Raw genomic sequence first — 23,173 nt, 5'->3', positions numbered from 1 at the left:
ATGCTCGGCGTCAACTCAGAAGTCGGCACGCTGCACGAGGTCATCGTGCACCGTCCCGGCAGTGAGCTCTCCAGACTGACACCGGACAACGTGGACGATCTGCTCTTCGACGACGTCATGTGGGCCGAGCGCGCACGGGAGGAGCACGATGCCTTCGTCGCCCAGATGGAGGGCCGCGGCATCGTGGTCCACCACTTCGCCACCCTGCTGGCCGAGGCTCTGGACCAACCGGGAGCCCGCGAGTTCCTGCAGGATCGGCTCACGACGGCCACCCAGTTCGGCCCGGCGCTCGACGCGCCGCTGGACGCCCTCATCGCCGGTACGCCGGCGGCAGACCTGGCCGACATGCTGATCGGAGGATTGCTCAAGCGTGAGGTGGCACCGCTCCTGCACGCGTCGAGCCTGCTGATGGAGTACCTCGACGACGAGGACTTCGTCCTGCGGCCCCTTCCGAATCACCTGTTCCAGCGTGACAACTCCGCGTGGATCTACGGTGGCCTCTCGATCAACCCGATGGCCAAGGCGGCCCGGGAGAGAGAGACCATCAACTCCCGGGTGATCTACAACTTCCATCCCACGTTCCGCGACGCCGGCATGACGATGCTCTACGGCAACGACTCGATCCCGCATCGACCGGCGACGATCGAGGGCGGCGACATCACGGTGCTGGGCAACCAGACCGTGATGATCGGGATGGGGGAGCGCACCACCCCGCAAGGCGTGGAAGTCCTGGCCCGACGCCTGTTCGAGACGGGGACCGCCGACCGGGTCATCGTCGTCGAGCTGCCCAAGGAACGTGCCTTCATGCACCTCGACACCGCGATGACGATGGTCGACAGGGACGCCTTCTGCGTCTATCCCTACCTGCCCGACGAGCTCAGGTCGTTCACGCTGACACCCGTCGGACGAGTCGGTCACTACGAGGTCCGCGAGAACCGCGAGCTGTTCGCGGCGATCGGCGAGGCGCTCGAGATCGACAAGGTCAGGGTGCTCCAGGTGCCAACCAACCGGATGACCGCAGCCCGCGAGCAGTGGGACGACGGCAACAACTTCCTGGCGATCGCTCCTGGCGTCGTCATGGGCTACGAGCGCAACACCTTCACGAATCGCTATCTGACGGAGAACGGCATCGAGGTGATCCCCGTCGTCGGCTCGGAGCTCGGTCGCGGCCGGGGCGGGCCGCGGTGCATGACCTGTCCCATCTCACGAGAGGCGGTGTCGTCATGACACTCCTGGATCCCAACCTCGGCTACGAGGTCCCGAAGGCCCACCTGGGTCTTGCCGGCAAGAGCATCACCAAGGAACAGGACCTCACGATCGACCAGTGGGCCGGTCTGCTGCAGCTGACGCAGGAGCTCAAGGAAGACAAGCGGCACCGCCGCGAGGTCCAGCGGCTCCGAGGTCGCAACATCGCCCTCGTGTTCGCCAAGAACTCAACCCGGACGCGGTGCGCGTTCGAGGTCGCGGCCCACGACCAAGGTGCCCACGTCACGTATCTGGATCCGACCGGCTCGCAGCTGGGCCACAAGGAGTCGGTCAAGGACACCGGACGTGTTCTCGGCCGGATGTTCGACGGCATCGAGTACCGCGGCTTCGCGCACGCCAATATCGAGGAGCTCGCGCGGTCGTCCGGCGTCCCGGTCTGGAACGGGCTGAGCGACACGTGGCACCCCACCCAGTCGCTGTGCGACGTCTTCACGATGCTGGAGCACAGCGGCAAGCCGGCCGATGAGATCTCGTTCGCATACGTCGGGGATGCCCGCAACAACGTGGGCAACTCGTTGCTCATCGCCGGAGCCATGTCGGGGATGGACGTGCGGATGGTCGGTCCGGAGTCGCTGTGGAACTCGACGGAGGTCATGTCGGCGGCTGCTGCGATCGCCCAGACGACGGGCGCATCGTTGCTCCAGACGAGCGACCCCGCGCAGGCCCTGGCCGGTGTCGACTTCGTCTACACCGACGTGTGGGTCTCGATGGGCGAGCCCGAGTCGGTGTGGACCAGTCGCCTCGAGCTGCTGAACGACTATCAGGTCAACGCGTCACTCATGGCTCTGACCGGCCGCCCTGACACGGCCTTCATGCACTGTCTGCCGGCGTTCCACGACCGGCGCACCGAGATCGGCCACAAGATCTTCACCGAGACGGGTCGTGAGGCGCTCGAGGTCACCGACGAGGTGTTCGAGTCGCCGCAGTCGATCGTCTTCGATCAAGCGGAGAACCGGATGCACACGATCAAGGCGATCTTGGTCGCCACGTTGGAGAGCTGATGCGCGTCGTGGTCGCACTGGGGGGAAACGCGATCCTTCGCCGTGATCAGCAGATGACCGTCGCCAACCAGCGCGCGTCGATCGCAGCGGCCTGTGGGCCGCTTGCCCGCATCGCGGCGGAGCACGAGCTGATCGTGTCGCATGGCAATGGCCCCCAGATCGGGTTGTTGGCGCTGCAGGCGGCGGCGTACGACCATGTCAGCGAGTACCCGTTCGACGTGCTCGGCGCCTCGACCGAAGGCATGATCGGTTACCTCATCGAGCAGGAGCTCGGCAACCAGCTCGGCAACCATCGCGTGGTGACAACGCTGGTGACCAGGACGGAGGTCGACGCGCGCGACCCGGCTTTTCATGATCCGACCAAGTTCGTGGGCCCCGGATACGCCGACGAGGCCGCCGCGGCCGCCGCAGAGCAGAACGGTTGGACGATGAAGCGCGACGGCACGTGGATGCGACGGGTGGTCCCGTCTCCGCGTCCACATCGGATCGTCGAGCTGCAGCCGATCCAATGGTTGCTGGAGAAACGGGCTGTGGTTATCTGTGCCGGTGGCGGGGGAGTGCCGACTCTGCGTACACCTCCCGACCTGCCGAACGCTCCTGGAGACGTGCTGATGGGAGTGGAGGCCGTCATCGACAAGGACCTCGCCAGTGCCGTCTTGGCTCGTGACCTCCACGCCGACCTGCTGATCATCGCCACGGACGTCGACGGCGTCTACCTCGACTGGCACGGTGACGACGAACGTCGGATCGTGCGGGCGCACCCCGATGCGCTCGATCCCGATGCTTTCCCGGCCGGATCGATGGGACCGAAGGTCCGCGCTGCCGTGCAGTTCGCCCACGAGACGTCCGGAACGGCCGTCATCGGGTCGCTCCAGGACATCGACGCCATGCTGGCCGGTCGAGCCGGCACCACCGTCTCGCGTTCGCGTGAGGGCATGGACTGCCACTGGACCCGGACGGTGGATCCCGTCGCGCGGTAGGTCGGCCTCAGCGAACAGACACCTTCCGGCCGGCGATCGACGTGGGGCTGACCTTGATCACCAGAGGTCGCACTCCTCCCGCCCACGGCTCCAATCTGTGGTTGGACAGGACCTGATTGATCGTCGCCCGATCCTCGACCTCTCGCGCGCTTCCGCGAACCGTGACGTTCCAGCCGTGTCGGAACACGTCCTGGTGGTCGACGCCGAACGCGACATCGTCGTGGCCGCGAGCGAGCTGCGCGAGGAAGCCGCCTGGCAACGTGCGGAAGTAGATGGCGCCGTTCATCACCGCGAAGTTCACTGGAACGAGCTGCTGGCCCTGGCCGTCGACGAAGGCGATCCGGCCGACCGTCGTGGTCTCCAGAAGCGCGAGGCACTCATTTTCAGGCAGCTCGACGATCGAGCCGTGCGAGCGATCATCGGGTGTGGTCATGGCGCTGTCCGTCCTCGTGTCGAGTTGAGCCCATACTTCCAGTAGTCCCGCGAACCAGGAGTTTCCTCATGAGTGAACCAGTCGAGCCGACCGTGTCCAGACCTCGTCATCCTGCCGTGATCGCCTTCCACCAGACGAGACTCGACGATGCGCAGCTCCGCATCGCTGACGCGATCACGGCGTTCGCGGGTTCGATGCCGTTCGTCTACATCCACGCGGTGGTCTTCGCGGCATGGATGGTGTTCGCCGAAGGCAGTCCGTGGCCGACCTTGACGCTGGTCGTCTCGCTCGAGGCGATCTTCCTGTCGACGTTCGTCATGATCGGTCAGAACCGGCAGGCCGCGTTCCAGAAGGCCAAGGCCGAGCACGATTTCGTCGAGCAGGAGCTCGAGCTCAAGACCAACACGGAGATCACCCGTGCCATCCACACACTGACGACTGAGCTGCACCGTCGGATCATCATCGACGACGGCACGCGGCCCAGCTGAGCTACGCCGCGACATGCGTGGCACTCCGAGTCTCGACAGGCGGCTGCAGCAGGACGATCCGGGTGCAGCGGGCCAGAGCGGCAGGGGAGTGGGAGATCAGCAGCACGCCGTGATCGGTGCTCAACTGCACGATGTCACGCATGACGTCGGTAGCCGTGGCTTCGTCGAGGTGCTCGGTCGGCTCGTCGAGGACGAGGATGTCGTGGCGGGCCAGGAGCAGTCGCGCAATGCCCAGCCGTTGACGCTCCCCGCCGCTGAGCTCGTTGCCGTTCTCGCCGACGGGGGTGTCGAGTCCCTTCGGCAGGGCTGCGACGAAGCGCTCCAGGCCGGCTCGTCGAAGCGCATCGTGCATTGCGCCGACAGCAGCTTCCGGGTCGGCCACCTTGAGGTTCTCGCGAATCGTCGTGTCGAACACGATGTCGTCCTGTCCCGTCATGCCGACACGCGTACGGACATCTGAGCCCGCGAGGTGTGAGAAGTCGACGCCTCCCAACGTCACGGAGCCGGACTGCGGCGCAATCAGGCGCAGGAGGGTCATGGCGAGCGTGCTTTTGCCGACGCCGCTGGGCCCGGTGAGCCCGACGAGCTCACCGGTGCGGACGGCGAACGAGACGGGTGCAGCGGCGGGTCGATCCCAGCCGACGACCAGCTCGTCGACCACGAGGTCGCCACCCGCCGGAAGGGGGCCCAGCACGACCGGATCCTCGATGGGCGCGGGCAGGCTCGCCAGGTCGGCCAGCCGTTCGTGCGCGGCGACGATCTCCGGGCGGAGGCGCTCAGCGTCGACCAGTGACTGCAACGGTTCGATGAGCGCGACCGGTGCCAGCAGCACGACACCGACGAGAACGGGAGCAATGCCGCCTGCCAACGTGCTGAGGACCAGGATGGTGGCTCCGGTCGACGCGAGCACGAACGCGGTGCCGGCACCGGCGGCGCGGGCGTCGGTCCGCTGGGTGGCTGCAAGGTCGTCCGCGCTGCGGGTGGCGCGCGTGGCGACGTCGACCGCCAATCCGTGCGCCACCAGGTCACGCGAGGTCAGCACCAGCGCTGATGCGTCTGCGGACATCGCTCCCCGCAGCGAGTTCGATCGCGAGCGTGCAGCGTGCGACAGGCGCGCTACGACCAAGCGGGCGAACGCGGCGCACACGGTCACGTGCACGGCCAGCGTCATTGCGATCGCGGGGGCGATGAAGGAGAGGAGCGCGACCACCGCTGAGCTCGACACGATGGCGTAGAGCCATGGGAGCCGGAGACGGAGCAGCCGGTCCTGCGCAGATTCGACGTCGCCGACGATTCTGTCGACCAGGTCGCCGCGACGGTGCCGTGCCAGGCCCCAAGGCGCCGCGCGGTCGAGCAGCCGATAGACCCGGAGGCGTTCAAGGACAGTGCCGCGCAGTGCGACATCGTGCGTCAGCAGGCGCTCGCCGTAGTGGAAGGCGGCGCGGCCGACGCCGAAGAACCGGACCGACACGATCGCCACCATCAGGTAGAGCACGGGCGGGTGTTCGGCTGCCCGGACGATGAGCCAGGCGGACGTCAGCAGGAGTCCGATCGACGACAACTGTGCGGCGATCCCGAGCGTCACGCCACCGAGAAGGCGCTTCATACCGGCATCAGCTCGCAGGTCTCGACCTGGATCACGCGGTCAGCGGCGGCGATCGTCTCCGGGCGGTGCGCCACAACCAGGACGGTGACCTCCAGGGCGCGAAGAGATGTGAGGATCGTGGCTTCGCGGGTTGCGTCGAGGCCGGCCGTCGGCTCGTCGAGCAGCACGAGCCGCGCGCCTCCGACGCGTACGCGAAGAAGGGCCCGAGCGATTGCGATGCGCCGTCGCTCGCCCGCGGAGATGTCGTCCGCGGTCTCGCTGATCCGGCGTGTGGGCGAGAGGTCGGCTGCGCCTGCGTCGGCCAGAGCGCGCGCGACGTCGAGCTCGGTGGCAATGACGTTCGACATGCGGACGTTGTCCGCCACGGTGCCGTCGATGATGCCGGGGATCTGGGGGACCCAGGCGATGTGGCGCCTCCAGTCGTCCGGATCGATCTCGGCGAGGTCGATGCCGCCGACGGTCACATGCCCTGACGTGGGCACGAGGAACGACATCAGGACGTCGAGAAGGGTCGACTTGCCGCTCCCGCTGGGACCGGCCAGGGCGACGAACTCCCCGGGCCGGATGGTCTCGTCGGCCAGGTGCAGCGCGGGCGTCGTACGTCCGGGGAACTCGACCGTGACGTGATGCAAGCGGATCGTCGAGGTTCCCGGGTCGGGTGCCTTCAGGTGGCCGGTGTGGCGGTCGTGGTCGAGCAGGTCCAGGGCTTCGGACGCCGCCTCGACGCCCTGCTTGCTGTCGTGGAACATGGCGCCGAGTCGCCGGATCGGTAGGTACGCCTCGGGGGCGAGCAGCAGCACGGTCAGTGCGTCCTGCAGGCTCATGCGGTCGTCCACGACGCGCAGGCCGACGCTCACCGCGATGAGGGCGACCGAGAGCGTCGCGACCAGCTCCAGGACGAGGGAGGACAGGAACGCGACGCGCAGCGAACGGATCGTCTCCTTGCGGTGGCGCTCGCCGACGGCCCGCAGCCCAGCCGTCTGGTCGCGGCCGAACACCTTGAGGATGACGAGCCCGTCAAGGACGTTGGCAAAGTGCTGACCGAGACGTTGCAAGGCAGCCCAGCGCCGATCGAGCTTGTCACGGGTCGCGAGGCCCACCAGCACCATGAACACGATGCTCAGCGGCAGGCTCAGGCCGATAATGACGGCCGACAGCGGATCGACCGACATGACCGCGATGACCACGATCACCGGGACGACCGTGGCGAGGATCGTCTGGGGGAGGTAGCGCCCGACGTACCCGTCGAACGCGTCGAGCCCGCGACCCAGCAGCACGATGACTCGCGAGCTCCGGGGAGCGGGACCCAGCCGTCGGGGATCGACGAGGTCGTTGAGGATCTCGCATCTCAGCTCGGACTTGAGGGCGCCCGCCGCCCGCGTCGCGACGATCGAGTGGCACCACTCGACGACGGCGCGGGCCCCGAGGCACAGGCCGACCAGCGCGGCCACCGAGGCGACGGGACGGCCGTCGAACAGCCGGGCCACCGTCGCCGCGATGGCGTACGCCTGGGTGACGACGAGAAGAGCAGTCAGGATTCCCAGCGCGACACCGGCGAGGAGATAGTGCCGGACGGTGCGCGACCGCCGTACCAGTCGCGGGTCGAGGGGCTTCACTGCACCGAGGTCTGGGCTGGGATGTGCTGGACGCCGATTCGCTGGCGGAACACCCAGTAGGACCAGGCTTGGTACATCAGGACGATCGGCGTGAAGACGACGGCGACCCAGGACATGATGACGAGCGTGTAGTGCGTCGACGAGGCGTTGGATGTGGTGAGGTTCCAGGCGGGGTTCAACGACGAGGGCATGACGTCGGGGAACAGGCCCACGAAGAGCATGATCGCGACGAGAGCGATCGTCGCGGACGTGAATGCGAACGCCCACCCGTCCCGATCGCCCACCGTGGCGCCGAAGGCCAGGACGAAGGTCACCGCGCCGGCGAGGCCAAGCAGCCACACCAGCAGCTCGCCCTGGTCGAAGCCGGTCCAGACGATGAAGGTGACTGCCAGGACCGCGGCGACCAGACCTGACCTCAGAGCGAGCGACTTGGCGCGGACCCGTATGTCACCGACCGTCTTGAGCGCGACGAAGATCGCGCCGTGGACGAAGAAGACAGTCAACGTGACGAGTCCGCCCAGCAGGGCGTACGGGTTCAGCAGGTCGAAGAACGATCCGGCGTACTCCTTGTCGGCGGTGATCGGGACGCCGTGGACGATGTTGGCCAGGGCGACGCCCCACAGGAGGGCGGGCACGGCTGACGCCGAGATGATCGCGAGGTCCCAGTTGCGACGCCACGTGGGGTCGCTGCGCTTGCCGCGGTACTCGAACGCCACTCCGCGCACGATCAGGGCCATCAGGATCAGGAGCAACGGCAGGTAGAACCCGCTGAAGAGCGTGGCGTACCACTCGGGGAACGCGGCGAATGTGGCACCGCCGGCGACCAGCAGCCACACCTCGTTGCCGTCCCAGAGCGGGCCGATGGTGTTGATGAGCACGCGGCGCTCGTCGTCGTCCTGCGCGAGGGCGCCGACGAGCATCCCGACACCGAAGTCGAATCCCTCGAGGACGAGGTAGCCGACCCACAAGACGGCGATCAGGATGAACCAGAAGGTCGTGAGATCCATTTCGGGGTCCGATCAGTAGGCGAACGCCAGCGGCGCATCGCGGTCGTCGTCGGCGTCATCACCGACGGGTTCGATGACCGGAAGGCCGGCCCGGATGTAGGTGAGCAGGAGCTTGAACTCGACGATCGCGAGCACGCCGTACACGACCGTGAAGGCGATCAGGGAGAGGAGGACCTCTGCGGTCGTGGTACCCGGTGACACGCCCGCCGATGTCGGCATCACACCGAACACGACCCATGGCTGCCGGCCCATCTCGGTGAAGATCCAGCCGAACGAGTTGCCGATCAGTGGCAGGAAAGGCAGCACGATCGCGGTGCGCAGCATCCAGCGCGATGTCGGGACGCGGCCACCGCGCGTCGCCCACAGCATGGCCGCAGCGGCGAGCATCGCGAGACCGCCGACCGTGATCATCGCGCGGAACGTCCAATAGGTGACCGGGATGTTGGGGGAGTAGTCACCGGGCCCGTACGCCTTCTCATACTCGGCCTGCAGGTCGTTGATGCCCTTGACCTGGCCGTTGACGTCACCCGTGCCGAGGTACGACAGCAGCTTGGGAACCTCGAGCTTGTAGACGGACTTGCTGCCGTCGAGCGTGCCGACCTCGAACAACGAGAATCCGGCCGGTTGTTGTGTCTCGTACAGGCCCTCGGCTGCCGCCATCTTCATGGGCTGGACGTCGGTCATGATCTTGCCTTGGATGTCGCCTGTGACGACGACGCCCAGACCCGCAACGAACAGCGTCACGGCCCCGAGGCGTACGGCGGTGCGGAATGCATCGCGGTCGCGGTCAGGATGGCGAACCACGTGCCACATGGCGATACCGGCCATGAAGGCGCCGCCGACCATGAAGCACGCGAAGATCGTGTGCGGGACCGTGACGAGTGCGACCTTGTTGGTCAGCACAGCCCCGAAGTCGGTGAGCTCTGCCCGTCCCTTGTCGGAGTTGAAGCGGAAGCCGACCGGGTTCTGCATGAACGAGTTGGCTGCGAGGATGAAGTACGACGAGAGCAAGGTCCCGATGGCGGCGATCCAGATGGTTGCCAGGTGGACGCCCGGCTTCAGCTTGTCCCAGCCGAAGATCCACAGTCCCAGGAACGTCGACTCGAGGAAGAATGCGAGGAGCCCTTCGATCGCGAGGGGTGCGCCGAAGATGTCGCCGACGAAGCGGGAGTAGTCGCTCCAGTTCATCCCGAACTGGAACTCCTGCACGATGCCGGTCGCGACGCCGAGGGCGAAGTTGATGAGGAACAGCTTGCCGAAGAACTTGGTCAGTCGCAGGTACTTCTCGTTGGCTGTGCGCCACCAAGCCGTCTGCAGGCCGGCGACCAGGAAGGACAGGCCGATCGTGATCGGCACGAAGAAGAAGTGGTAGACGGTCGTGATGCCGAACTGCCATCTGGCGAGGTCGAGGGCTTCCATGTCTGTCCTGTTGTCCGATGTCAGCGGGTGGAGGGCGAGCCGCCGGGGACCGGGAGTTCGGGATCGGGAGAATCGAAGAGGAGTTCACCCGGCGGCTCGCGTCTTCACTCTCGGGCTTGAGCCGGTCGTGCAGCCACGGCCATTCAGCACGCCCCGAAGGGACCTTGGTCCCGAGCGCGGTGAGCCAATGCCGTCCGGGACCTATGACCTACGAAGGCGCGACTGTGTGCCCTGACCGCCCAGCGCTGGCTCCGCGAGGTTGGACTCAACGAAGACAACATGAAGGAGTCACCATGACCGCCATCCTCGGAACCCCGCACGCGGCAGCCGCAGCCGGCACGACCGTACGAAGGGGCGCTCTCCCGTACGTCCTCGGCGTCACCCGCCTCGCGATGGGGTGGACCTTCCTGTGGCCGTTCCTCGACAAGACCTTCGGCCTCGGGCACGAGACGGCGTCAGCTGATGCCTGGGTCAACGGTGGCAGTCCCACGAGCGGCTTCCTCGGTCACGCCACGAAGGGCCCGTTCTCGGACTTCTACCAAGGGATGGCGGGACAGGCCTGGGCCGACTGGTTGTTCATGCTGGGTCTGCTCGGCATCGGCGTGGCTCTCATCGCCGGCGTCGCAATGCGTGTCGCTGCAGCCGCCGGAGCGCTGCTGCTGGTTCTGATGTGGACAGCCGTCCTGCCTCCGGAGAACAACATCTTCCTCGACGATCACCTGATCTACGCACTGCTTCTCGTGGTCCTGGCGCTGAGCGACGCCGGCCGGACGTTCGGTCTCGGCTCGGTGTGGGAGAAGCTGCCTGTCGTGAGGAAGAACCCGTACTTGCGGTGAGAGGGAGCACCGCAGGCACTTGGCCCGGCGCCGTCTCCTCAGGGAGCGGCGCCGGGTCTTCGTGCGCAGAGTCAATCCGGGAGATGCCGGTGATCCCGTACGTACGCCGCCATCGGGTTGGGCGTGCCGGACTCGCGAAGGAACCTGTCCTGCACGACATCCAGCAGGTCGCTGACCGCGATCAGCAGGGCACGGCCGGCGAGCTGGACTTCCGGGTGCGGTGACTCGCCGGCTGCAGCACCCAGCTGCCCGGCGATGCCGAGGGTGGCGGGCAGCGCCGACTCCTCGTCGTTCTCGCGGAAGAAGTAGGTCTCGGCGTAGTCGCCGAGATCGACTCGCGCGATGACGATGTCGGCGGCGAGGCCGTGGAGCAGGGTGGAGGCGGCGGCGGGGGCGAGGCCAGGCAGAGCGTCGACAGCGCCCGCCCGGCCCAAGCCGCTCAGGCGCAGCGACAGGACGCGCCGGCGAGACACCGCGGGGTAGGCCTGCAGGACCCACGAGACCGCGACGGTGAGGAGTGCGAAGCCGAAGATGGCCTCGAGGGGATTGACGATCCGGAGCCAGCCGGTGGCGGGGAAGACGTCACCGAACCCCAAGGTCGAGATCGTCACGAGCGAGATGTAGACCGCGTCGAGGAACGCCGGTCCGTGGTCGGCGGACGATTCTGCCGGGAACGTGAAGCCGCCATCGACGTGTGGCCAATAGATCAGCGCCCAGCCCAGAACGGCGACGAGGCCCCAGACCCCGATCACGGTGAGCATCGCGACCGGTCCAGACCATGAGCTGCGACCCGAAACGCGCCACAACCCCACGTGGACCCACCGGCTCACAAGCCCCTGCCGTCCCGGGTTGGCCAGGGTGTGGAAGATGTCGAGCAGCACCGCCAGCACGACGGCGGCGCCGAGTGTCGTGACCAGCCAGCCCGTCACATCTCACCGCTCTCGATGTATCGCTCGTGCCAGCTCAGCGCCTCAGCGAGGAGGTGTGGCGTGTGACGGCCGTGTGGGTGCGCTGCCCATGCTCGTTCGGTGTAGCTGTGAAGGGCGTCGCGGAAACTCGGGTGGGCACAGTTCCTGATGACTTGCTGCGCTCTGGCACGTGGGGACTTGCCCCGCAGGTCCGCCAACCCGTGCTCGGTGACGATGACGTGAACGTCGTGCTCGGTGTGGTCGACGTGGCTCACCATGGGGACGATCGTCGAGATCGCACCATTCTTGGCGGTCGAGGGTGTCAAGAAGAAGCTGAGGAACGCGTTGCGCGCGAAGTCGCCGCTGCCGCCGATGCCGTTCATGATCGAGCTGCCCATGACGTGCGTGGAGTTGACGTTGCCGTAGATGTCGGCCTCGATCATCCCGTTCATGGCCATCACGCCGAGGCGTCGTACGAGCTCGGGGTGGTTGGAGATCTCCTCGCTGCGCAGCAGGATGCGGCCCTTGTATGCCTCGATGTTCGCCATGAACCGCTTCGCGCCGAGCTCCGAGAGGCCGAACGACGTGGCCGATGCCGCCCGAAGGGTCCCGCTGTCCAGCAGGTCGAGCATGGCGTCCTGAATGACCTCGGTGAACGCCACGAGGCCGGTGAATTCGCTCCCGTCGAGGCCGGCCAGCACGGCGTTCGCCACGTTCCCTACGCCCGACTGGAGCGGGAGCAACCCAGGTGGCATGCGTCCCGCGGAGACTTCGTGGCGCAGAAAGTCCAGGACGTGGTCCGCGATCGCCCTTGATGTCTCGTTCGGAGGAGAAAAGGGAGAATTGCGATCCGGATGGTCGGTCTCGACGACAGCGACGACCTTGTCAGGATCGACGTGCAGATAGGGGTCGCCGATCCGTTGCAGGGGCTCCGTCAGCTGGATCGGTCTGCGGTGCGGCGGCAGTGCGGTGCCTTCGTAAATGTCGTGGAACCCCTCAAGCTCGCGGGGCTGCCAGTGGTTGACCTCGAGGATGACGCGGTCCGCGCGGTCGAGCCAGGTCTTGTTGTTGCCGACGGAGGTGCTCGGGACCAGGACCCCACCGGGCAGGATCGCCGTCACCTCGACGACCGCGATGTCGAGGCGGCCGTAGAAGCCGAACCACATGTGCTGGGCCGAGTGGCTGAGGTGCTCGTCGATGTACTCCACGTCGCCGGAGTTGATGAGCCGTCGCAACGTCGGGTCGGAGTTGTAGGGCAACCGCGACGAGATGCCGTTGACCTGGGCCAGCGCGCCGTCCGCGTCGGGGGCAGTCGACGCGCCGGTCCAGAGTCCGATGCGGAACTCGTCACCCCGATCGTGGGCGTCAGACATACGTCGCGCGAGTGCGCGAGGCAGTGCCTTGGGATAGCCGGCGCCGGTGAAGCCGCTGAACCCGACATGATCGCCGTGGCATATGAGCGCGGCTGCTGTCGCGGCGTCCGTGATTCGCTCGGTGAGCACGGGACAGGAGATCCGACTCATGGGTGATTCCCATCTGCTCGGTGGTCTGTGGCTGTCGAGGCCGTGACCCATGCGCCGGGCCGTTGTCGAAGTCTCACACGTGGCAGCGTCCCTTAACCCTGAGGGAATGTGAAGGAGCCAACGTCCTGTCGGAGCCGGACTGAAGTCCTTGGGCCTCCCCGACGTTCCGATCAGCTGGTCGCACCCGACGGCGGATCACGCCTTCGCTGGGGTCACGTCAGCGTGACTCGCGTCGGGCAACACTGGGGCAACACGAGAGTCAAAAGCCGCCGATATCTGTCCCCAACGTCCAATCACGGCGAGCAGAGAATCACCTGAGAAATCAGCGAAAAACAGCAGTGACCACCACTGTCCCATCAGGCTTGGTTTCAACTCTCAAGGCGGTAGCGCGGGTTCGAATCCCGTCGGGGCTACCATGGAAAAAGACCCCCTGACCAGCAGAGATGCCGGTCAGGGGGTCTTCTTCATCCCGGGCCAACAGTTGGACAGCACAGTGGGCGCGTCCCGAAGGAAACGCGCCCACTGTGCTTCTCACCCAAGGGAGAGAGGTGCCGTCGACTACTTGGTGTTGACGGTGATCTTCGCGACGCCGACCAGGAGGTCCTTGGTCACCGCGTCGGTGCCGAAGGTCTTGTTCAAGAGTCCGGCTGCGACCGGGCTGATGAAGACCTTGGTGCCTTCGAGGATCGCGGTGTCGCCCTCGGTCTGCAGCGGCTTCAGGGTCGCGCCGCGCAGCTGGAACAAGAACGCGCTGGTGGCGGCCACCTTGCCGTTGACCGTGACGTCGCCGTAGACCCGTGAGATGCCGGGGTCGACGTTGAAGTTGGTCAGCTCGACCTTGATGTCCCCGGCGGTCAGCGAGAGGCCTGAGGCCTCGTGCTGGATCTGTCCGATGACGTACGGCTTGGCGGTGCCGGGCTTGAAGTAGGTGACGTTGCCGCCGGTGATCGGGAAGATCAGCGACCCGTCCTCGAGCTTTGCGCCGTCGACGACTCCGGGGGTGAGCTTGAGCGACGTCAGAGCGTCGACGAAGCCCTGGTCGAGCTTGATGGCGGTCGTGCCGCCGGTGCTGAGGTCGTTGAGGCGGGCGACGGGCTTGGCGACCGAGACCTTGGAGTCGGACGACGACGAGTCGGAGCCTGACGAACCGCACGCCGCGAGCGGCAGGGCTGCGATGGCGACGATGGCGAGGCCGGCGATCTTCTTCTTGCGAGAGCTGATGGAGCTCATGTGGTCCACATCCTTGTGTGTATGTCCTGGGGTCATCTGCTGACACCCGTGGTTCGCCACGGTGGGGTGGCGATGATTGGTCTGGCCCGCAAGCTTCTGCTTTGACCCGTGACGACCTGGTGACCGTCACTCGCCTCGCCCCCCGTCCTGGCCTGCGGGATGACATGCTCGACGACATGACTGAGACCCAGCGCCCAGACGTCGCCGTGATCGGCGGATCCGGGTTCTACACGTTCCTCGACGAGCCACGGCAGGTCGAGGTCGAGACGCCGTACGGGAAGCCGTCCGCGCCCATCTCCATCGGTACGGTCGAGGGTCGGTCGGTCGCGTTCCTCCCGCGTCATGGGCCGCACCACGACTTCCCGGCCCACCGCGTCCCGTACCGCGCCAACATGTGGGCCCTGCGCAGCCTCGGGGTGCGTCAGGTGCTCGCGCCGTGCGCGGTCGGTGGGTTGCAGGTGGAGCACGGGCCCGGCACCTTCGTCGTGCCCGATCAGCTCGTGGACCTTACGGCGGGGCGCCACCAGACGTACTTCGACTCCGGTGCGTGCCACGTGTCGTTCGCGGACCCCTACTGCGCGAGACTGCGGACCCACCTGCTCGACGGGCTTGCCGACCAGAATCCTGCGGACGGCGGCGCGATGGTCGTGATCGAGGGTCCCCGGTTCTCGACCCGCGCCGAGTCGAGGTGGTACGCCGATCAGGGCTGGGCGGTCATCAACATGACGGGCCACCCCGAAGCAGTCCTGGCCCGCGAGCTGGCACTCTGCTACGCCACGGTCGCGCTGGTCACCGACCACGACGCCGGTGTCGACGAGGCGAGCGCGGTCAGCATGGACGAGGTGTTCGCGGTCTTCTCGGCCCACACCGAGACCCTCAAGGCGGCGCTCACGTCCGTTGTCGCTGGCCTGGGGACGGACCGCGACTGCAGCTGCTCGCACGCGGTGGACGGCATGGACCTGCCGATCGAGCTGCCGTGAGGATCCTGCTGACGGGTGCGGCCGGCTTCATCGGAGGACACATCCGGAGCCAAGCGCTCGCGCGAGGGCATGAGGTGGTGGCGCTCGACGCGTACCTGCCGCAGGCGCACGGCCCCGACGTGGCGTACGACTCGAGCATCCACCGCATCGACCTGCGCAGGGACCCGCTCGACGAGGTGCTCGAGGGGATCGACGTGGTGTGCCACCAGGCCGCGATGGTCGGCAACGGCGTGGACGCCCAGGACCTGCCCGACTACGCCGAGCACAATGACGCAGGCACCGCCCGGCTGCTCGCCGCTATGTCGCGGGCAGGTCTGCGTGACCTGGTGCTCGCGTCATCGATGGTGGTCTACGGCGACGGCCGCTACACGTGCCCCGTCGACGGTGACGTGCCCCCGGCCGTGCGCCGCGAGGATGATCTCGCTGCCGGGCGGTTCGACCCACGCTGCCCCGTGTGTGGAGGCGAGATCACGTGGCGGGAGATCGGCGAGGACACGCCGTTCCTGCCGCGCACCAGCTATGCCGCCTCGAAGGTGGCGCAGGAGCAGTACGCCGGCGCATGGTGCACGCTCGACGACGCGCGGACGATCGCGCTGCGCTATCACAACGTCTACGGTCCGGGCATGCCCGCGGACACGCCGTACGCCGGTGTGGCGGCGATCTTCCGCTCGGCAATCGCGCGCGGCGAGGCTCCGCAGGTGTTCGAGGACGGCCGGCAGGTCCGTGACTTCGTGCACGTCACAGATGTCGCACGGGCCAACGTGCTGGCGATCGAGCAGGTCGGGGCGCATCCGTCGGGCCTGACGGCCTACAACATCGCGTCGGGGCACCCCTTCACCATCGGGGAGATGGCGACGACGCTTTCGGCGGCTGCCGACGGTGCGCCGCCGGAGCTGACCGGCGACTACCGCCGGTTCGACGTACGCCACGTGGTGGCCTCGCCGAGGGCCGCGACCGAGGGGCTCGGCTTCACCGCGGAGATCACTCCCCAGGTCGGGCTGGCCCAGCTGGCGACCGACCCCTTGCGCCCGCGGTGAGCAGGCTGGGGAGTCACCTCGCCACGCTTCGCCGGATGGCGGCTTCGCCGCGGAACGCTCCCGCTTCGCTAGCGCGCCTGAGCGCTCGCTCGCAGAGCTCGCTCGGCTCAGGCGGCCGGCAGGCGGATCTCGAACTGGCAGCCGGTGTCGTGGTTGCGGACGTCGATCGAGCCGGACTGCGCGTCGAGCAGGCCGCGGGCGATTGCCAGACCCATGCCGGCACCCTGGCCGTCGGACTCCCGGGCCTCCGACCCGCGATAGCCCATGTCGAAGACCTTCGCGAGGTCGTGGTCGGGGATGCCGCCGCACGAGTCGTCGACCCGCAGCCACACCTCAGAGCGGTCCGAGCCGGTCGACACCGTCACGGTGCCGCCCTCGGGGGTGTGTCGGATCGCGTTGCCGAGCAGGTTGCGGAGCACCCGCATGAGCTCGGGAGCGGCGCCGACCGCGAGCGTCCCGTGCGGGCGGCCTTCAACGTCCAGGCGTACGCCATGCCGCTCACCGGCGGGCCGGGCGGCCTCGACGGCAGAGCGCACGACATCGTCCACCGTGATCGGCCCGACGTCGAGGGCCAGCGTGCCGGCGTTGATCTGCGACATCTCGAACAGGTCGTCGATCATCGAGGCCAGTCGCCGCGTCTCGCCCCGGATCAGGTGGGCGTACTGCTTGACGTCCTCGGGCGAGGACACGACGCCGTCCTCCAGCGCCTCGGTCATCGCCTGCACGCCGGCGATGGGCGTCCGCAGGTCGTGACTCAGCCAGGCAAGCAGCTCCCTGCGTGACCGCTCAGCACTGCGCTCGCGCTCGAGGGCCTCGCGCTCCCACACGATCTTGCGGGCCAACGAGCTGCCGAGGACTATCGCGCTCGGCACGCTGACGGCGGTGACAACGAGCCAGACGATGGCTGTGCGCCGGAGCTCGGCGGTGAACATGAACTGACTGGTGCCGACGACTCCGACGATGATCGCGACGAGCGGCACCAGGGTCAGCAGGACGATCGACGTCGTCAGCGCGCGACCCCGCAGCAGGTAGAGCACGAGGGCGCCGAGCCCGACGACGCCGAGGGAGCCCAGCAGCCCGATGACCAGTGCATGCAGCGTGTCGGTGCTCATGATTGCGGGTCCCAGCGGTAGCCGAGTCCGTAGACGGTGACGATCCTGGCCGGATCGGCCGGGTCGGCCTCGATCTTGTGGCGCAGGCGTTTGACGTGCACCGTCACGGTCGAGTGGTCGCCGTACTCCCACCCCCACACCTGCCTGAGCAGCTCCTCGCGGCTGAACACCTCGTGCGGGTGTCGCAGGAAGAAGTGGAGGAGGTCGAACTCGCGCGTCGTCAGCGGCAGGGTCGTGCCGGAGCGGAGGGTCTCGCGGGCCACCGGGTGCACCGTCAGGTCGCCGTCGATCAGCAGCCCTGCGACGGGCCGCGTCCCGGCGGGCACCAGGCTGCGCCGCAGGACGGAACCCACCCGCAGCGTGAGCTCCTTGACGCTGAACGGTTTGGTCACGTAGTCGTCGGCACCGTTGGTGAGCCCCGCAATGCGGTCGTCGGTCTCGCCGAGTGCGGTCAGCATGATGATCGGCACGGCCGAGCCGTCGGTCTCGCGGAGCTCCCGGCAGATCTCCAGGCCGTTGAGCCGCGGCAGCATCACGTCCAGCACGATCAGGTCCGGCGTCAGGTCACGCGCGGCCGCCAGCCCGGTCACCCCGTCGGTGACGACGGTGACCTCGTACGACTGCTCGAGGTAGCGCCGGAGCACGTCACCCACCGCGTGGTCGTCCTCGACCACCAGGATGTGAGGCCGGTCGATGCTCGTCATGGTCACCACCTTGTCAGCACCAGTTGTTGGACACACAGGGCGAGGACGACCTGGGACAGCAGGGCAGGGCGATGCCATCGCTCGGGGAGCAGCGCCGGGAGCGCGACGACCCAGATCGTGAACGGCAGCCAGATGCGTTCGACCTCGGCCTTGCTCATGCCCGAGAGAGTCGCGACGAGGATCGCCAGCACCGCGGCTCCCGCGAGCCGTGCCAGGACATCGCCGTCCCTGAAGGCCCGGATCGCCCGGGGGAAGGCGGCCCACACGACGAGTCCGACCGTGAATGTCCAGGCGGCGACATCGGCCCAGACCCAGTACGAGTAGGGGCGCTCGGACGCGATCCCGGCGTAATAGCGGTCGTGCAGCACGGGGTACGCCTTCCACCACTCGAAGCCCGCCACGGTGAACGCCGCGGCGACGGCGGCCGCGCCGGCAAGAGCCCAAGGCAGCGGCCGCCAGGTTCGACCGACCAGCATGACCGCGACGGCGAGGATGCCGAGGAGCACCAGACCGTACGACAGATAGACGCAAGCGCCGAGCAGCAGGCCGGCCGCCAGGGCTGCTGCCGGGCGGCGGTGGGCGGCGGCGATCGCCAGCAGCGCGAGACCCCACGCGGCGACGGCGGTGAACAACGCATCGCCATTGACCCCCATCCACACCGCGGTCGGTGCGAGGACGAGCCACGGCATGGCCTGCCGCGCCATGTGCGCCGAGCCGAGAGCCTTGAGGGCCACGAGAACGGCGACGACCGCGGTGCTCCCGACCGTGACGACGACGACGCCGATCCAGAACGGGTCGGTGATCCCGAGGCGATCGAGCAGCACGAAGAACAGCAGGGCTCCGGGTGGGTGCCCGGCAACATGGGTGTGCCAGTGGTCCGGCGAGTCCATCGGGATGCGGTCGACGAACGTCCTCAGCATCGTGCCGATCGAGTCGACCCGCTGCGCGTCGTGGACATACTCACCCGGTCGTTCGAAGACGCGCGCGAGGCCGTCGGTGCCCTCGGTCATCGCGAGCGCCATGGTCCACAGCCATGTGCCGGCGAAGGCGTACGCGAGGAGCCCGCGCCACGACGCGGTGGCGGCCAGCCGGGGGAGCGCAACCCACAGGAGCAGGCCGATGGCGATCGCCGGCAGGGTCAGCAACCCGAATCGTGGATCCCAGTCGGCATGCAGCGGCGGCCAGTGCACGCGGACGTCCTCATCGGTCAAGCGCGGGACCGCGATCGCCGCCGCCACCAGGACGAGTCCGACGGTCGCGGACGCGATCGCTGCGCGCGCGGAGGACACGGTGGGAGGCACGTCGCCAGCCTAGGTGCGCACCCCGCCCCGCGGGCTGTTCGAGCGGGCCGACGTCACGGGTCCGTCATCGCCCGATGTCTGGTGGACCAAGCCCGCGCGCCCCTAGCGTCGAATCATGGACATGAGCGTGTGCGATGTGGTGATCCCTTGCCGGGACGAGGCTGCCGCCCTGCCGATCGCCCTTGCCGACGTCCCGCCCGGGTGGCGGGTCATCGTCGTCGACAACGGGTCGACCGACGGCACCGCGGACGTGGCGCGATCGCTCGGTGCGTACGTCGTCGCCGAGCCTCGACCGGGCTACGGTGCCGCCGTTCACGCGGGGATGCTCGCCGCTGAGGCCGAGTACGTCGCGGTCATGGACGGCGACGCCTCTATGGGGCTGGCGGACCTTGAGCCGATGCTGGAGCTCGTACGTTCAGGAGCGGTGACGATGGCGGTCGGCCGACGTCGACCCACCAGCCGCGGGGTGTGGCCTTGGCACGCGCGTCTGGGCACGCAGGTGCTGGCGACCTGGATCCGCCGCCGCTCGGCGTTCCCGATCCATGACCTCGCGCCGATGCGTGTCTGCCGTCGGACCGACCTGCTGGCCCTGGGCGTGCAGGACCGGCGCTTCGGCTATCCGCTCGAGCTCATGCTGCGCGCCGCTGAGGCTGGCTGGACGGTTCAGGAGATCGACGTCGACTACGACCGGCGGGCTGCCGGCACGAGGTCCAAGGTCTCCGGTTCTGTCCGCGGCACGGCACTGGTCGTGCAGGACTTCGCCAAGGTGCTGCGATGAGCGATCCGACCGTCCTCCTGGTGGCCAAGGCGCCTGTGCCCGGGCTCGCGAAGACGCGGGTCGCGGCCACGGTCGGCGACGACGCAGCGGCCCAGCTGGCCGCTGCGGCGCTGCTCGACACGCTCGAGACCATAGTTGCCGTGGGATGGCCCGTCGTCGTCGCGATGACCGGTGACCTCGGTGTGGCGGTTCGCGCCGACGAGATCACGCGCGCACTCTCGGGTGTGCGAGTGGTTCCGCAGCGTGGCGACGGCCTCGGGGAGCGGCTGGCTCACGCGCATGAGGACGCGGATGGCGGGCACGGGGTCGTGCAGGTCGGCATGGACACCCCCCAGCTGTCCGTGCGGGACTACCTCGATGCCGGTGCTGAAGTCCGGGAAGGATCGCGCGTCATGGGTCCGGCAGCCGACGGAGGCTGGTGGCTCCTGGGGCTGCCCGACCCGGGCGATGCAGTCGTGCTCACGGATGTCGAGATGTCGGTCGATGACACCGCAGCGAAGACCGAGCAGGCCTTGGGCGGAGTTGTGCGGCTGCGAACCGTGCGCGACATGGACACGTGGGACGACGCCATCGACATCGCTGACGGCATCCCGCGCTCCCGCGTCGCCGCCGTCGTCGAGAACCTTCGCGTGACGGCATGAGCATCACGTTCGACGCCGTCTCGGCCTACGACGAGGCCTTCGCAGGCAAGCCTGCGCACGTCGTCGACCACGTCGGGCGTACGCAGCCGTTCGAGGTCGCACAGTGGTCGTCGGCTCCCGACTGGGTCGACCGCGAGCTGTTCATCGACCCGTGCGACGACGCCACGATCGACATCGGGTGCGGCCCCGGACGCCTGGTGGCCGAGCTCGCCGCCCACCGGATCCCGGCGATGGGCATCGACGTCTCCAGCGAAGCGATCCGCCAGACCCGCGTACGCGGTGCCCTCGCACTGCGGCGCGACGTCTTCGGCTCGATTCCCGGCGAGGGCCGGTGGGCGTACGCGCTGCTGGCTGACGGCAATCTCGGCATCGGCGGAGACCCTGTCCGCCTGCTCCGGCGCCTGCGTGAGGTGCTGACCGACGACGGGACGGTCATCGCCGAGGTCGCTCCCGCGGGGACGGGACTCGTTCGCGAGCACCGCCGGCTGCGGGTCGACGGCCGGTTGTCCGCCCACTTCGAGTGGGCGGTCGTCGGCATCGACGCGATCGAGGGGGCCGCGCAGCGGGCCGGCCTGCGAGTCGTCGCGACTCACTCCGCGGGTGGCAGGCACGCTGCACACATGGAACGAGCATGAGACTTCCCCGCGTCGAGGACATCGAGAAGCGGATCCCGCGGCCTGAGGACTTCAGCGCGAGGTCGCGAGGACCTGCCACCACGGCCCGCGTGGGCACGGCACTGGGCATCGCGTTCGGCATCTGCTTCCTGACCGGCTTGTGGAGCCACGTTCAGTACACGTCGCCGGGCTGGCTGCCGATCGGCCCCAACCCGTCATGGCTCTACCGAGTCACGCAAGGCACGCACGTGGCAACTGGCATCGCCTCGGTCCCGCTGCTGCTGGTCAAGCTGTGGTCGGTCTATCCACGATTCTTCATCCGTCCGCCCAAGGCGCGCCGCGACCAGCTCATCGACGTGCTCGAACGAGCCTCGATCGGCGTGCTCGTCGCAGCAGCGATCTTCCAGCTCACCAGCGGCCTGCTCAACATCGTCCAGTGGTATCCGTGGGAGTTCAGCTTCCGACGTACGCACGAGGCCGTCGCGTGGGTGGCGATCGGGGCACTGCTCGTGCACATCGCGGTCAAGCTGCCCGTCATCCGCGAAGGTCTGGGCGCGCCGGTCGGGCACGAGTCGCCGGTCGAGTCCGAGGGGCCGAGCCGTCGCGCGGTGCTGCGTGGCGTGACAGTCGCTTCAGGCCTGGCCCTGGTGCTGACCGTCGGCCAGACGGTGCCGTTCCTCCGCAGGATCTCCGTGTTCGGCGTACGCGACGGCGACGGGCCGCAGGACCTGCCGATCAACCGGACCGCGCGAGCGGCCGGTGCCACCCGTGCCGCCACGGATCCTGCCTTCGTCCTGCAGCTCAAGGCCGGCGATCGCATCGTGTCACTCACCCGCGATGAACTCGCGAAGCTGCCACAACGTACGCACCGGTTGCCGATCGCGTGCGTGGAGGGATGGAGCCGCAACGCGGTGTGGACCGGGGTCGCCATCCAGGACCTCCTCGCCCTCGTCGGGGCACCGTCCGGGTCGACGGTCACCGTACGGTCGATGCAGACGCGGGGCGCCTTTCGCACCTCGGAGCTGCCGGGCAACTTCGTGGACGACCCGCGAACGCTGCTGGCTCTTGAGCTCAACGGCGAGCCGCTGAGCCTCGACCACGGCTACCCGTGCCGGATCATCGCACCGAACCGACCCGGGGTGCTCCAGACGAAATGGGTCCGAGAGCTCGAGGTCAGGACATGAGGCTGGCACGGGGTCTGCTCCTGCTCACCGGCGTCGGCTTCGGGCTCTGGGGCGTGTGGCTCATGCGGGACTTCACGTCCGAGCAGCTGATCTCGATGGGCACCTGGCTCGCCGGCGGCGTGATCCTCCACGACGCGATCATCGCCCCCGTGACCGTGCTGCTGGGCGTCGTCGCCGCACGACTGCTGCCAGGAGGCACCCGGTCCGTGGCGGCGATCGCGTTCCTCGTCTGGGCGACCCTGACGGTGGCAGTCGCCAACGTGCTGTCGGGTCAGGGCGGCAAGCCCGACAACGACACCGTGCTGCACCGGCCTTACGGGCTCAGCTGGCTCATCCTGACGATTGCTGTCGCGATCGCGGCGGTGTTCGTGGCCCGCCGACACCCTCGAGCCCTGCAAGAGCCCAAGGATGAGGAATCGCCCGGCCCGCAGGGATAAGCCGATGACGGCGAGACGCAGGTGCTGACCCTTCGAGGCACGCCGGGACGGTTGAGAGCCGGCCTTCGCGGC

At 68.0% G+C, this 23,173-nt stretch carries 23 protein-coding genes; 12 read left to right on the top strand and 11 right to left on the bottom strand.

Features of this window, described 5'->3' with window-relative positions:
* The 3 genes from BOSE46_RS14700 to arcC are packed head-to-tail and all read left to right on the top strand — an operon-like array spanning position 1 to position 3,247.
* On the top strand, positions 1-1,227 hold the full coding sequence (locus BOSE46_RS14700) for an arginine deiminase (RefSeq protein WP_159540947.1): 1,227 nt from the start codon (positions 1-3) through the stop codon (positions 1,225-1,227).
* Positions 1,224-2,267: an ornithine carbamoyltransferase gene (argF, locus tag BOSE46_RS14695; protein ID WP_159540946.1), complete on the top strand. Its 1,044-nt coding sequence runs from the start codon at positions 1,224-1,226 to the stop codon at positions 2,265-2,267. Before BOSE46_RS14700 ends, argF begins: the two co-directional genes overlap by 4 nt.
* Positions 2,267-3,247: a carbamate kinase gene (gene arcC, locus BOSE46_RS14690; protein WP_159540945.1), complete on the top strand. Its 981-nt coding sequence runs from the start codon at positions 2,267-2,269 to the stop codon at positions 3,245-3,247. Before argF ends, arcC begins: the two co-directional genes overlap by 1 nt.
* Before the next feature lie 7 nt (positions 3,248-3,254).
* On the opposite strand, the gene BOSE46_RS14685 is transcribed toward arcC, so the two are convergent.
* Positions 3,255-3,680: a pyridoxamine 5'-phosphate oxidase family protein gene (locus BOSE46_RS14685; RefSeq protein WP_159540944.1), complete on the bottom strand. Its 426-nt coding sequence runs from the start codon at positions 3,678-3,680 to the stop codon at positions 3,255-3,257.
* A 68-nt stretch (positions 3,681-3,748) separates the two neighbouring features.
* Between BOSE46_RS14685 and BOSE46_RS14680 the strand changes: the two genes are divergently transcribed.
* A complete protein-coding gene (locus BOSE46_RS14680) occupies positions 3,749-4,168 on the top strand; it encodes a DUF1003 domain-containing protein (protein WP_159540943.1) in 420 nt (139 codons plus the stop codon).
* Position 4,169: 1 nt separating this feature from the next.
* Here the strand turns inward: BOSE46_RS14680 and cydC are convergent, their stop codons facing one another.
* Genes cydC through BOSE46_RS14660 form a run of 4 tightly spaced genes read right to left on the bottom strand, consistent with a single transcriptional unit; the run spans position 4,170 to position 9,816 of the window.
* Positions 4,170-5,774: a thiol reductant ABC exporter subunit CydC gene (cydC, locus tag BOSE46_RS14675; protein ID WP_159540942.1), complete on the bottom strand. Its 1,605-nt coding sequence runs from the start codon at positions 5,772-5,774 to the stop codon at positions 4,170-4,172.
* Complete coding sequence (cydD, locus tag BOSE46_RS14670; protein ID WP_159540941.1) at positions 5,771-7,390, bottom strand: thiol reductant ABC exporter subunit CydD; 1,620 nt, start codon at positions 7,388-7,390, stop codon at positions 5,771-5,773. Before cydD ends, cydC begins: the two co-directional genes overlap by 4 nt.
* Positions 7,387-8,397, bottom strand: a complete 1,011-nt coding sequence (cydB, locus tag BOSE46_RS14665; RefSeq protein WP_159540940.1) for a cytochrome d ubiquinol oxidase subunit II — start codon at positions 8,395-8,397, stop codon at positions 7,387-7,389. The genes cydD and cydB overlap by 4 nt, the downstream gene beginning before the upstream one ends.
* Positions 8,398-8,409: 12 nt before the next feature.
* Entirely contained in the window at positions 8,410-9,816 is a 1,407-nt protein-coding gene (locus BOSE46_RS14660; protein WP_159540939.1) for a cytochrome ubiquinol oxidase subunit I, read from the bottom strand.
* Positions 9,817-10,109: 293 nt separating this feature from the next.
* Between BOSE46_RS14660 and BOSE46_RS14655 the strand changes: the two genes are divergently transcribed.
* Positions 10,110-10,652 carry a DoxX family membrane protein gene (locus BOSE46_RS14655; RefSeq protein WP_159540938.1) on the top strand — a complete coding sequence of 181 codons (543 nt, stop codon included), beginning with the start codon at positions 10,110-10,112 and terminating at the stop codon, positions 10,650-10,652.
* A gap of 71 nt (positions 10,653-10,723) precedes the next feature.
* On the opposite strand, the gene BOSE46_RS14650 is transcribed toward BOSE46_RS14655, so the two are convergent.
* The 3 genes from BOSE46_RS14650 to BOSE46_RS14640 form a co-directional block, all read right to left on the bottom strand.
* Complete coding sequence (locus BOSE46_RS14650) at positions 10,724-11,581, bottom strand: potassium channel family protein (protein WP_159540937.1); 858 nt, start codon at positions 11,579-11,581, stop codon at positions 10,724-10,726.
* Positions 11,578-13,083, bottom strand: coding sequence for an acetyl-CoA hydrolase/transferase family protein (locus tag BOSE46_RS14645; RefSeq protein ID WP_159540936.1), 1,506 nt, complete (start codon positions 13,081-13,083; stop codon positions 11,578-11,580). Before BOSE46_RS14645 ends, BOSE46_RS14650 begins: the two co-directional genes overlap by 4 nt.
* Positions 13,084-13,641: 558 nt before the next feature.
* The gene (locus BOSE46_RS14640; RefSeq protein ID WP_201299642.1) at positions 13,642-14,313 is read right to left on the bottom strand and encodes a hypothetical protein; all 672 of its coding nucleotides are present in this window, start codon (positions 14,311-14,313) and stop codon (positions 13,642-13,644) included.
* A gap of 176 nt (positions 14,314-14,489) precedes the next feature.
* Here BOSE46_RS14640 and BOSE46_RS14635 point away from each other — a divergent pair, with 176 nt between their 5' ends.
* On the top strand, positions 14,490-15,293 hold the full coding sequence (locus tag BOSE46_RS14635) for an S-methyl-5'-thioadenosine phosphorylase (protein ID WP_159540935.1): 804 nt from the start codon (positions 14,490-14,492) through the stop codon (positions 15,291-15,293).
* Positions 15,290-16,330: an NAD(P)-dependent oxidoreductase gene (locus BOSE46_RS14630; protein ID WP_159540934.1), complete on the top strand. Its 1,041-nt coding sequence runs from the start codon at positions 15,290-15,292 to the stop codon at positions 16,328-16,330. The genes BOSE46_RS14635 and BOSE46_RS14630 overlap by 4 nt, the downstream gene beginning before the upstream one ends.
* A 107-nt stretch (positions 16,331-16,437) precedes the next feature.
* On the opposite strand, the gene BOSE46_RS14625 is transcribed toward BOSE46_RS14630, so the two are convergent.
* From BOSE46_RS14625 to BOSE46_RS14615, 3 genes are read right to left on the bottom strand one after another with little or no spacing between them, the layout of a single operon-like run.
* Positions 16,438-17,442, bottom strand: coding sequence for a sensor histidine kinase KdpD (locus BOSE46_RS14625; protein ID WP_159540933.1), 1,005 nt, complete (start codon positions 17,440-17,442; stop codon positions 16,438-16,440).
* Positions 17,439-18,146, bottom strand: coding sequence for a response regulator transcription factor (locus BOSE46_RS14620; RefSeq protein WP_159540932.1), 708 nt, complete (start codon positions 18,144-18,146; stop codon positions 17,439-17,441). The genes BOSE46_RS14625 and BOSE46_RS14620 overlap by 4 nt, the downstream gene beginning before the upstream one ends.
* 2 nt (positions 18,147-18,148) lie before the next feature.
* Positions 18,149-19,447, bottom strand: coding sequence for a hypothetical protein (locus tag BOSE46_RS14615; RefSeq protein WP_236551758.1), 1,299 nt, complete (start codon positions 19,445-19,447; stop codon positions 18,149-18,151).
* A gap of 115 nt (positions 19,448-19,562) precedes the next feature.
* Here BOSE46_RS14615 and BOSE46_RS14610 point away from each other — a divergent pair, with 115 nt between their 5' ends.
* The 5 genes from BOSE46_RS14610 to BOSE46_RS14590 are packed head-to-tail and all read left to right on the top strand — an operon-like array spanning position 19,563 to position 23,101.
* The gene (locus BOSE46_RS14610) at positions 19,563-20,225 is read left to right on the top strand and encodes a glycosyltransferase family 2 protein (protein WP_159540931.1); all 663 of its coding nucleotides are present in this window, start codon (positions 19,563-19,565) and stop codon (positions 20,223-20,225) included.
* Positions 20,222-20,866, top strand: a complete 645-nt coding sequence (locus tag BOSE46_RS14605) for a DUF2064 domain-containing protein (protein ID WP_159540930.1) — start codon at positions 20,222-20,224, stop codon at positions 20,864-20,866. The genes BOSE46_RS14610 and BOSE46_RS14605 overlap by 4 nt, the downstream gene beginning before the upstream one ends.
* A complete protein-coding gene (locus BOSE46_RS14600; RefSeq protein WP_159540929.1) occupies positions 20,863-21,501 on the top strand; it encodes a methyltransferase domain-containing protein in 639 nt (212 codons plus the stop codon). Before BOSE46_RS14605 ends, BOSE46_RS14600 begins: the two co-directional genes overlap by 4 nt.
* Positions 21,498-22,664, top strand: coding sequence for a molybdopterin-dependent oxidoreductase (locus BOSE46_RS14595; protein ID WP_159540928.1), 1,167 nt, complete (start codon positions 21,498-21,500; stop codon positions 22,662-22,664). The genes BOSE46_RS14600 and BOSE46_RS14595 overlap by 4 nt, the downstream gene beginning before the upstream one ends.
* Positions 22,661-23,101, top strand: coding sequence for a hypothetical protein (locus BOSE46_RS14590; RefSeq protein WP_159540927.1), 441 nt, complete (start codon positions 22,661-22,663; stop codon positions 23,099-23,101). The genes BOSE46_RS14595 and BOSE46_RS14590 overlap by 4 nt, the downstream gene beginning before the upstream one ends.
* Positions 23,102-23,173: the final 72 nt, after the last annotated feature.

The sequence above is a fragment of the Aeromicrobium sp. 9AM genome (assembly GCF_902506105.1).
GTDB lineage: Bacteria > Actinomycetota > Actinomycetes > Propionibacteriales > Nocardioidaceae > Aeromicrobium.
This window is presented reverse-complemented; position numbering and strand designations above follow the sequence as displayed.

Bases quoted from the DNA above. Each gene is read 5' to 3' on its own strand.
- BOSE46_RS14655 (WP_159540938.1), top strand. From the start codon at position 10,110: ATGACCGCCATCCTCGGAACCCCGCACGCGGCAGCCGCAGCCGGCACG.
- BOSE46_RS14600 (WP_159540929.1), top strand. From the start codon at position 20,863: ATGAGCATCACGTTCGACGCCGTCTCGGCCTACGACGAGGCCTTCGCA.
- BOSE46_RS14640 (WP_201299642.1), bottom strand. From the start codon at position 14,313: ATGAGCTCCATCAGCTCTCGCAAGAAGAAGATCGCCGGCCTCGCCATC.
- BOSE46_RS14610 (WP_159540931.1), top strand. From the start codon at position 19,563: ATGGACATGAGCGTGTGCGATGTGGTGATCCCTTGCCGGGACGAGGCT.
- cydB (WP_159540940.1), bottom strand. From the start codon at position 8,397: ATGGATCTCACGACCTTCTGGTTCATCCTGATCGCCGTCTTGTGGGTC.
- BOSE46_RS14595 (WP_159540928.1), top strand. From the start codon at position 21,498: ATGAGACTTCCCCGCGTCGAGGACATCGAGAAGCGGATCCCGCGGCCT.
- BOSE46_RS14605 (WP_159540930.1), top strand. From the start codon at position 20,222: ATGAGCGATCCGACCGTCCTCCTGGTGGCCAAGGCGCCTGTGCCCGGG.
- BOSE46_RS14635 (WP_159540935.1), top strand. From the start codon at position 14,490: ATGACTGAGACCCAGCGCCCAGACGTCGCCGTGATCGGCGGATCCGGG.
- BOSE46_RS14645 (WP_159540936.1), bottom strand. From the start codon at position 13,083: ATGAGTCGGATCTCCTGTCCCGTGCTCACCGAGCGAATCACGGACGCC.
- argF (WP_159540946.1), top strand. From the start codon at position 1,224: ATGACACTCCTGGATCCCAACCTCGGCTACGAGGTCCCGAAGGCCCAC.
- BOSE46_RS14700 (WP_159540947.1), top strand. From the start codon at position 1: ATGCTCGGCGTCAACTCAGAAGTCGGCACGCTGCACGAGGTCATCGTG.
- BOSE46_RS14660 (WP_159540939.1), bottom strand. From the start codon at position 9,816: ATGGAAGCCCTCGACCTCGCCAGATGGCAGTTCGGCATCACGACCGTC.
- BOSE46_RS14590 (WP_159540927.1), top strand. From the start codon at position 22,661: ATGAGGCTGGCACGGGGTCTGCTCCTGCTCACCGGCGTCGGCTTCGGG.
- BOSE46_RS14685 (WP_159540944.1), bottom strand. From the start codon at position 3,680: ATGACCACACCCGATGATCGCTCGCACGGCTCGATCGTCGAGCTGCCT.
- BOSE46_RS14680 (WP_159540943.1), top strand. From the start codon at position 3,749: ATGAGTGAACCAGTCGAGCCGACCGTGTCCAGACCTCGTCATCCTGCC.
- BOSE46_RS14625 (WP_159540933.1), bottom strand. From the start codon at position 17,442: ATGAGCACCGACACGCTGCATGCACTGGTCATCGGGCTGCTGGGCTCC.
- arcC (WP_159540945.1), top strand. From the start codon at position 2,267: ATGCGCGTCGTGGTCGCACTGGGGGGAAACGCGATCCTTCGCCGTGAT.
- cydC (WP_159540942.1), bottom strand. From the start codon at position 5,774: ATGAAGCGCCTTCTCGGTGGCGTGACGCTCGGGATCGCCGCACAGTTG.
- BOSE46_RS14620 (WP_159540932.1), bottom strand. From the start codon at position 18,146: ATGACGAGCATCGACCGGCCTCACATCCTGGTGGTCGAGGACGACCAC.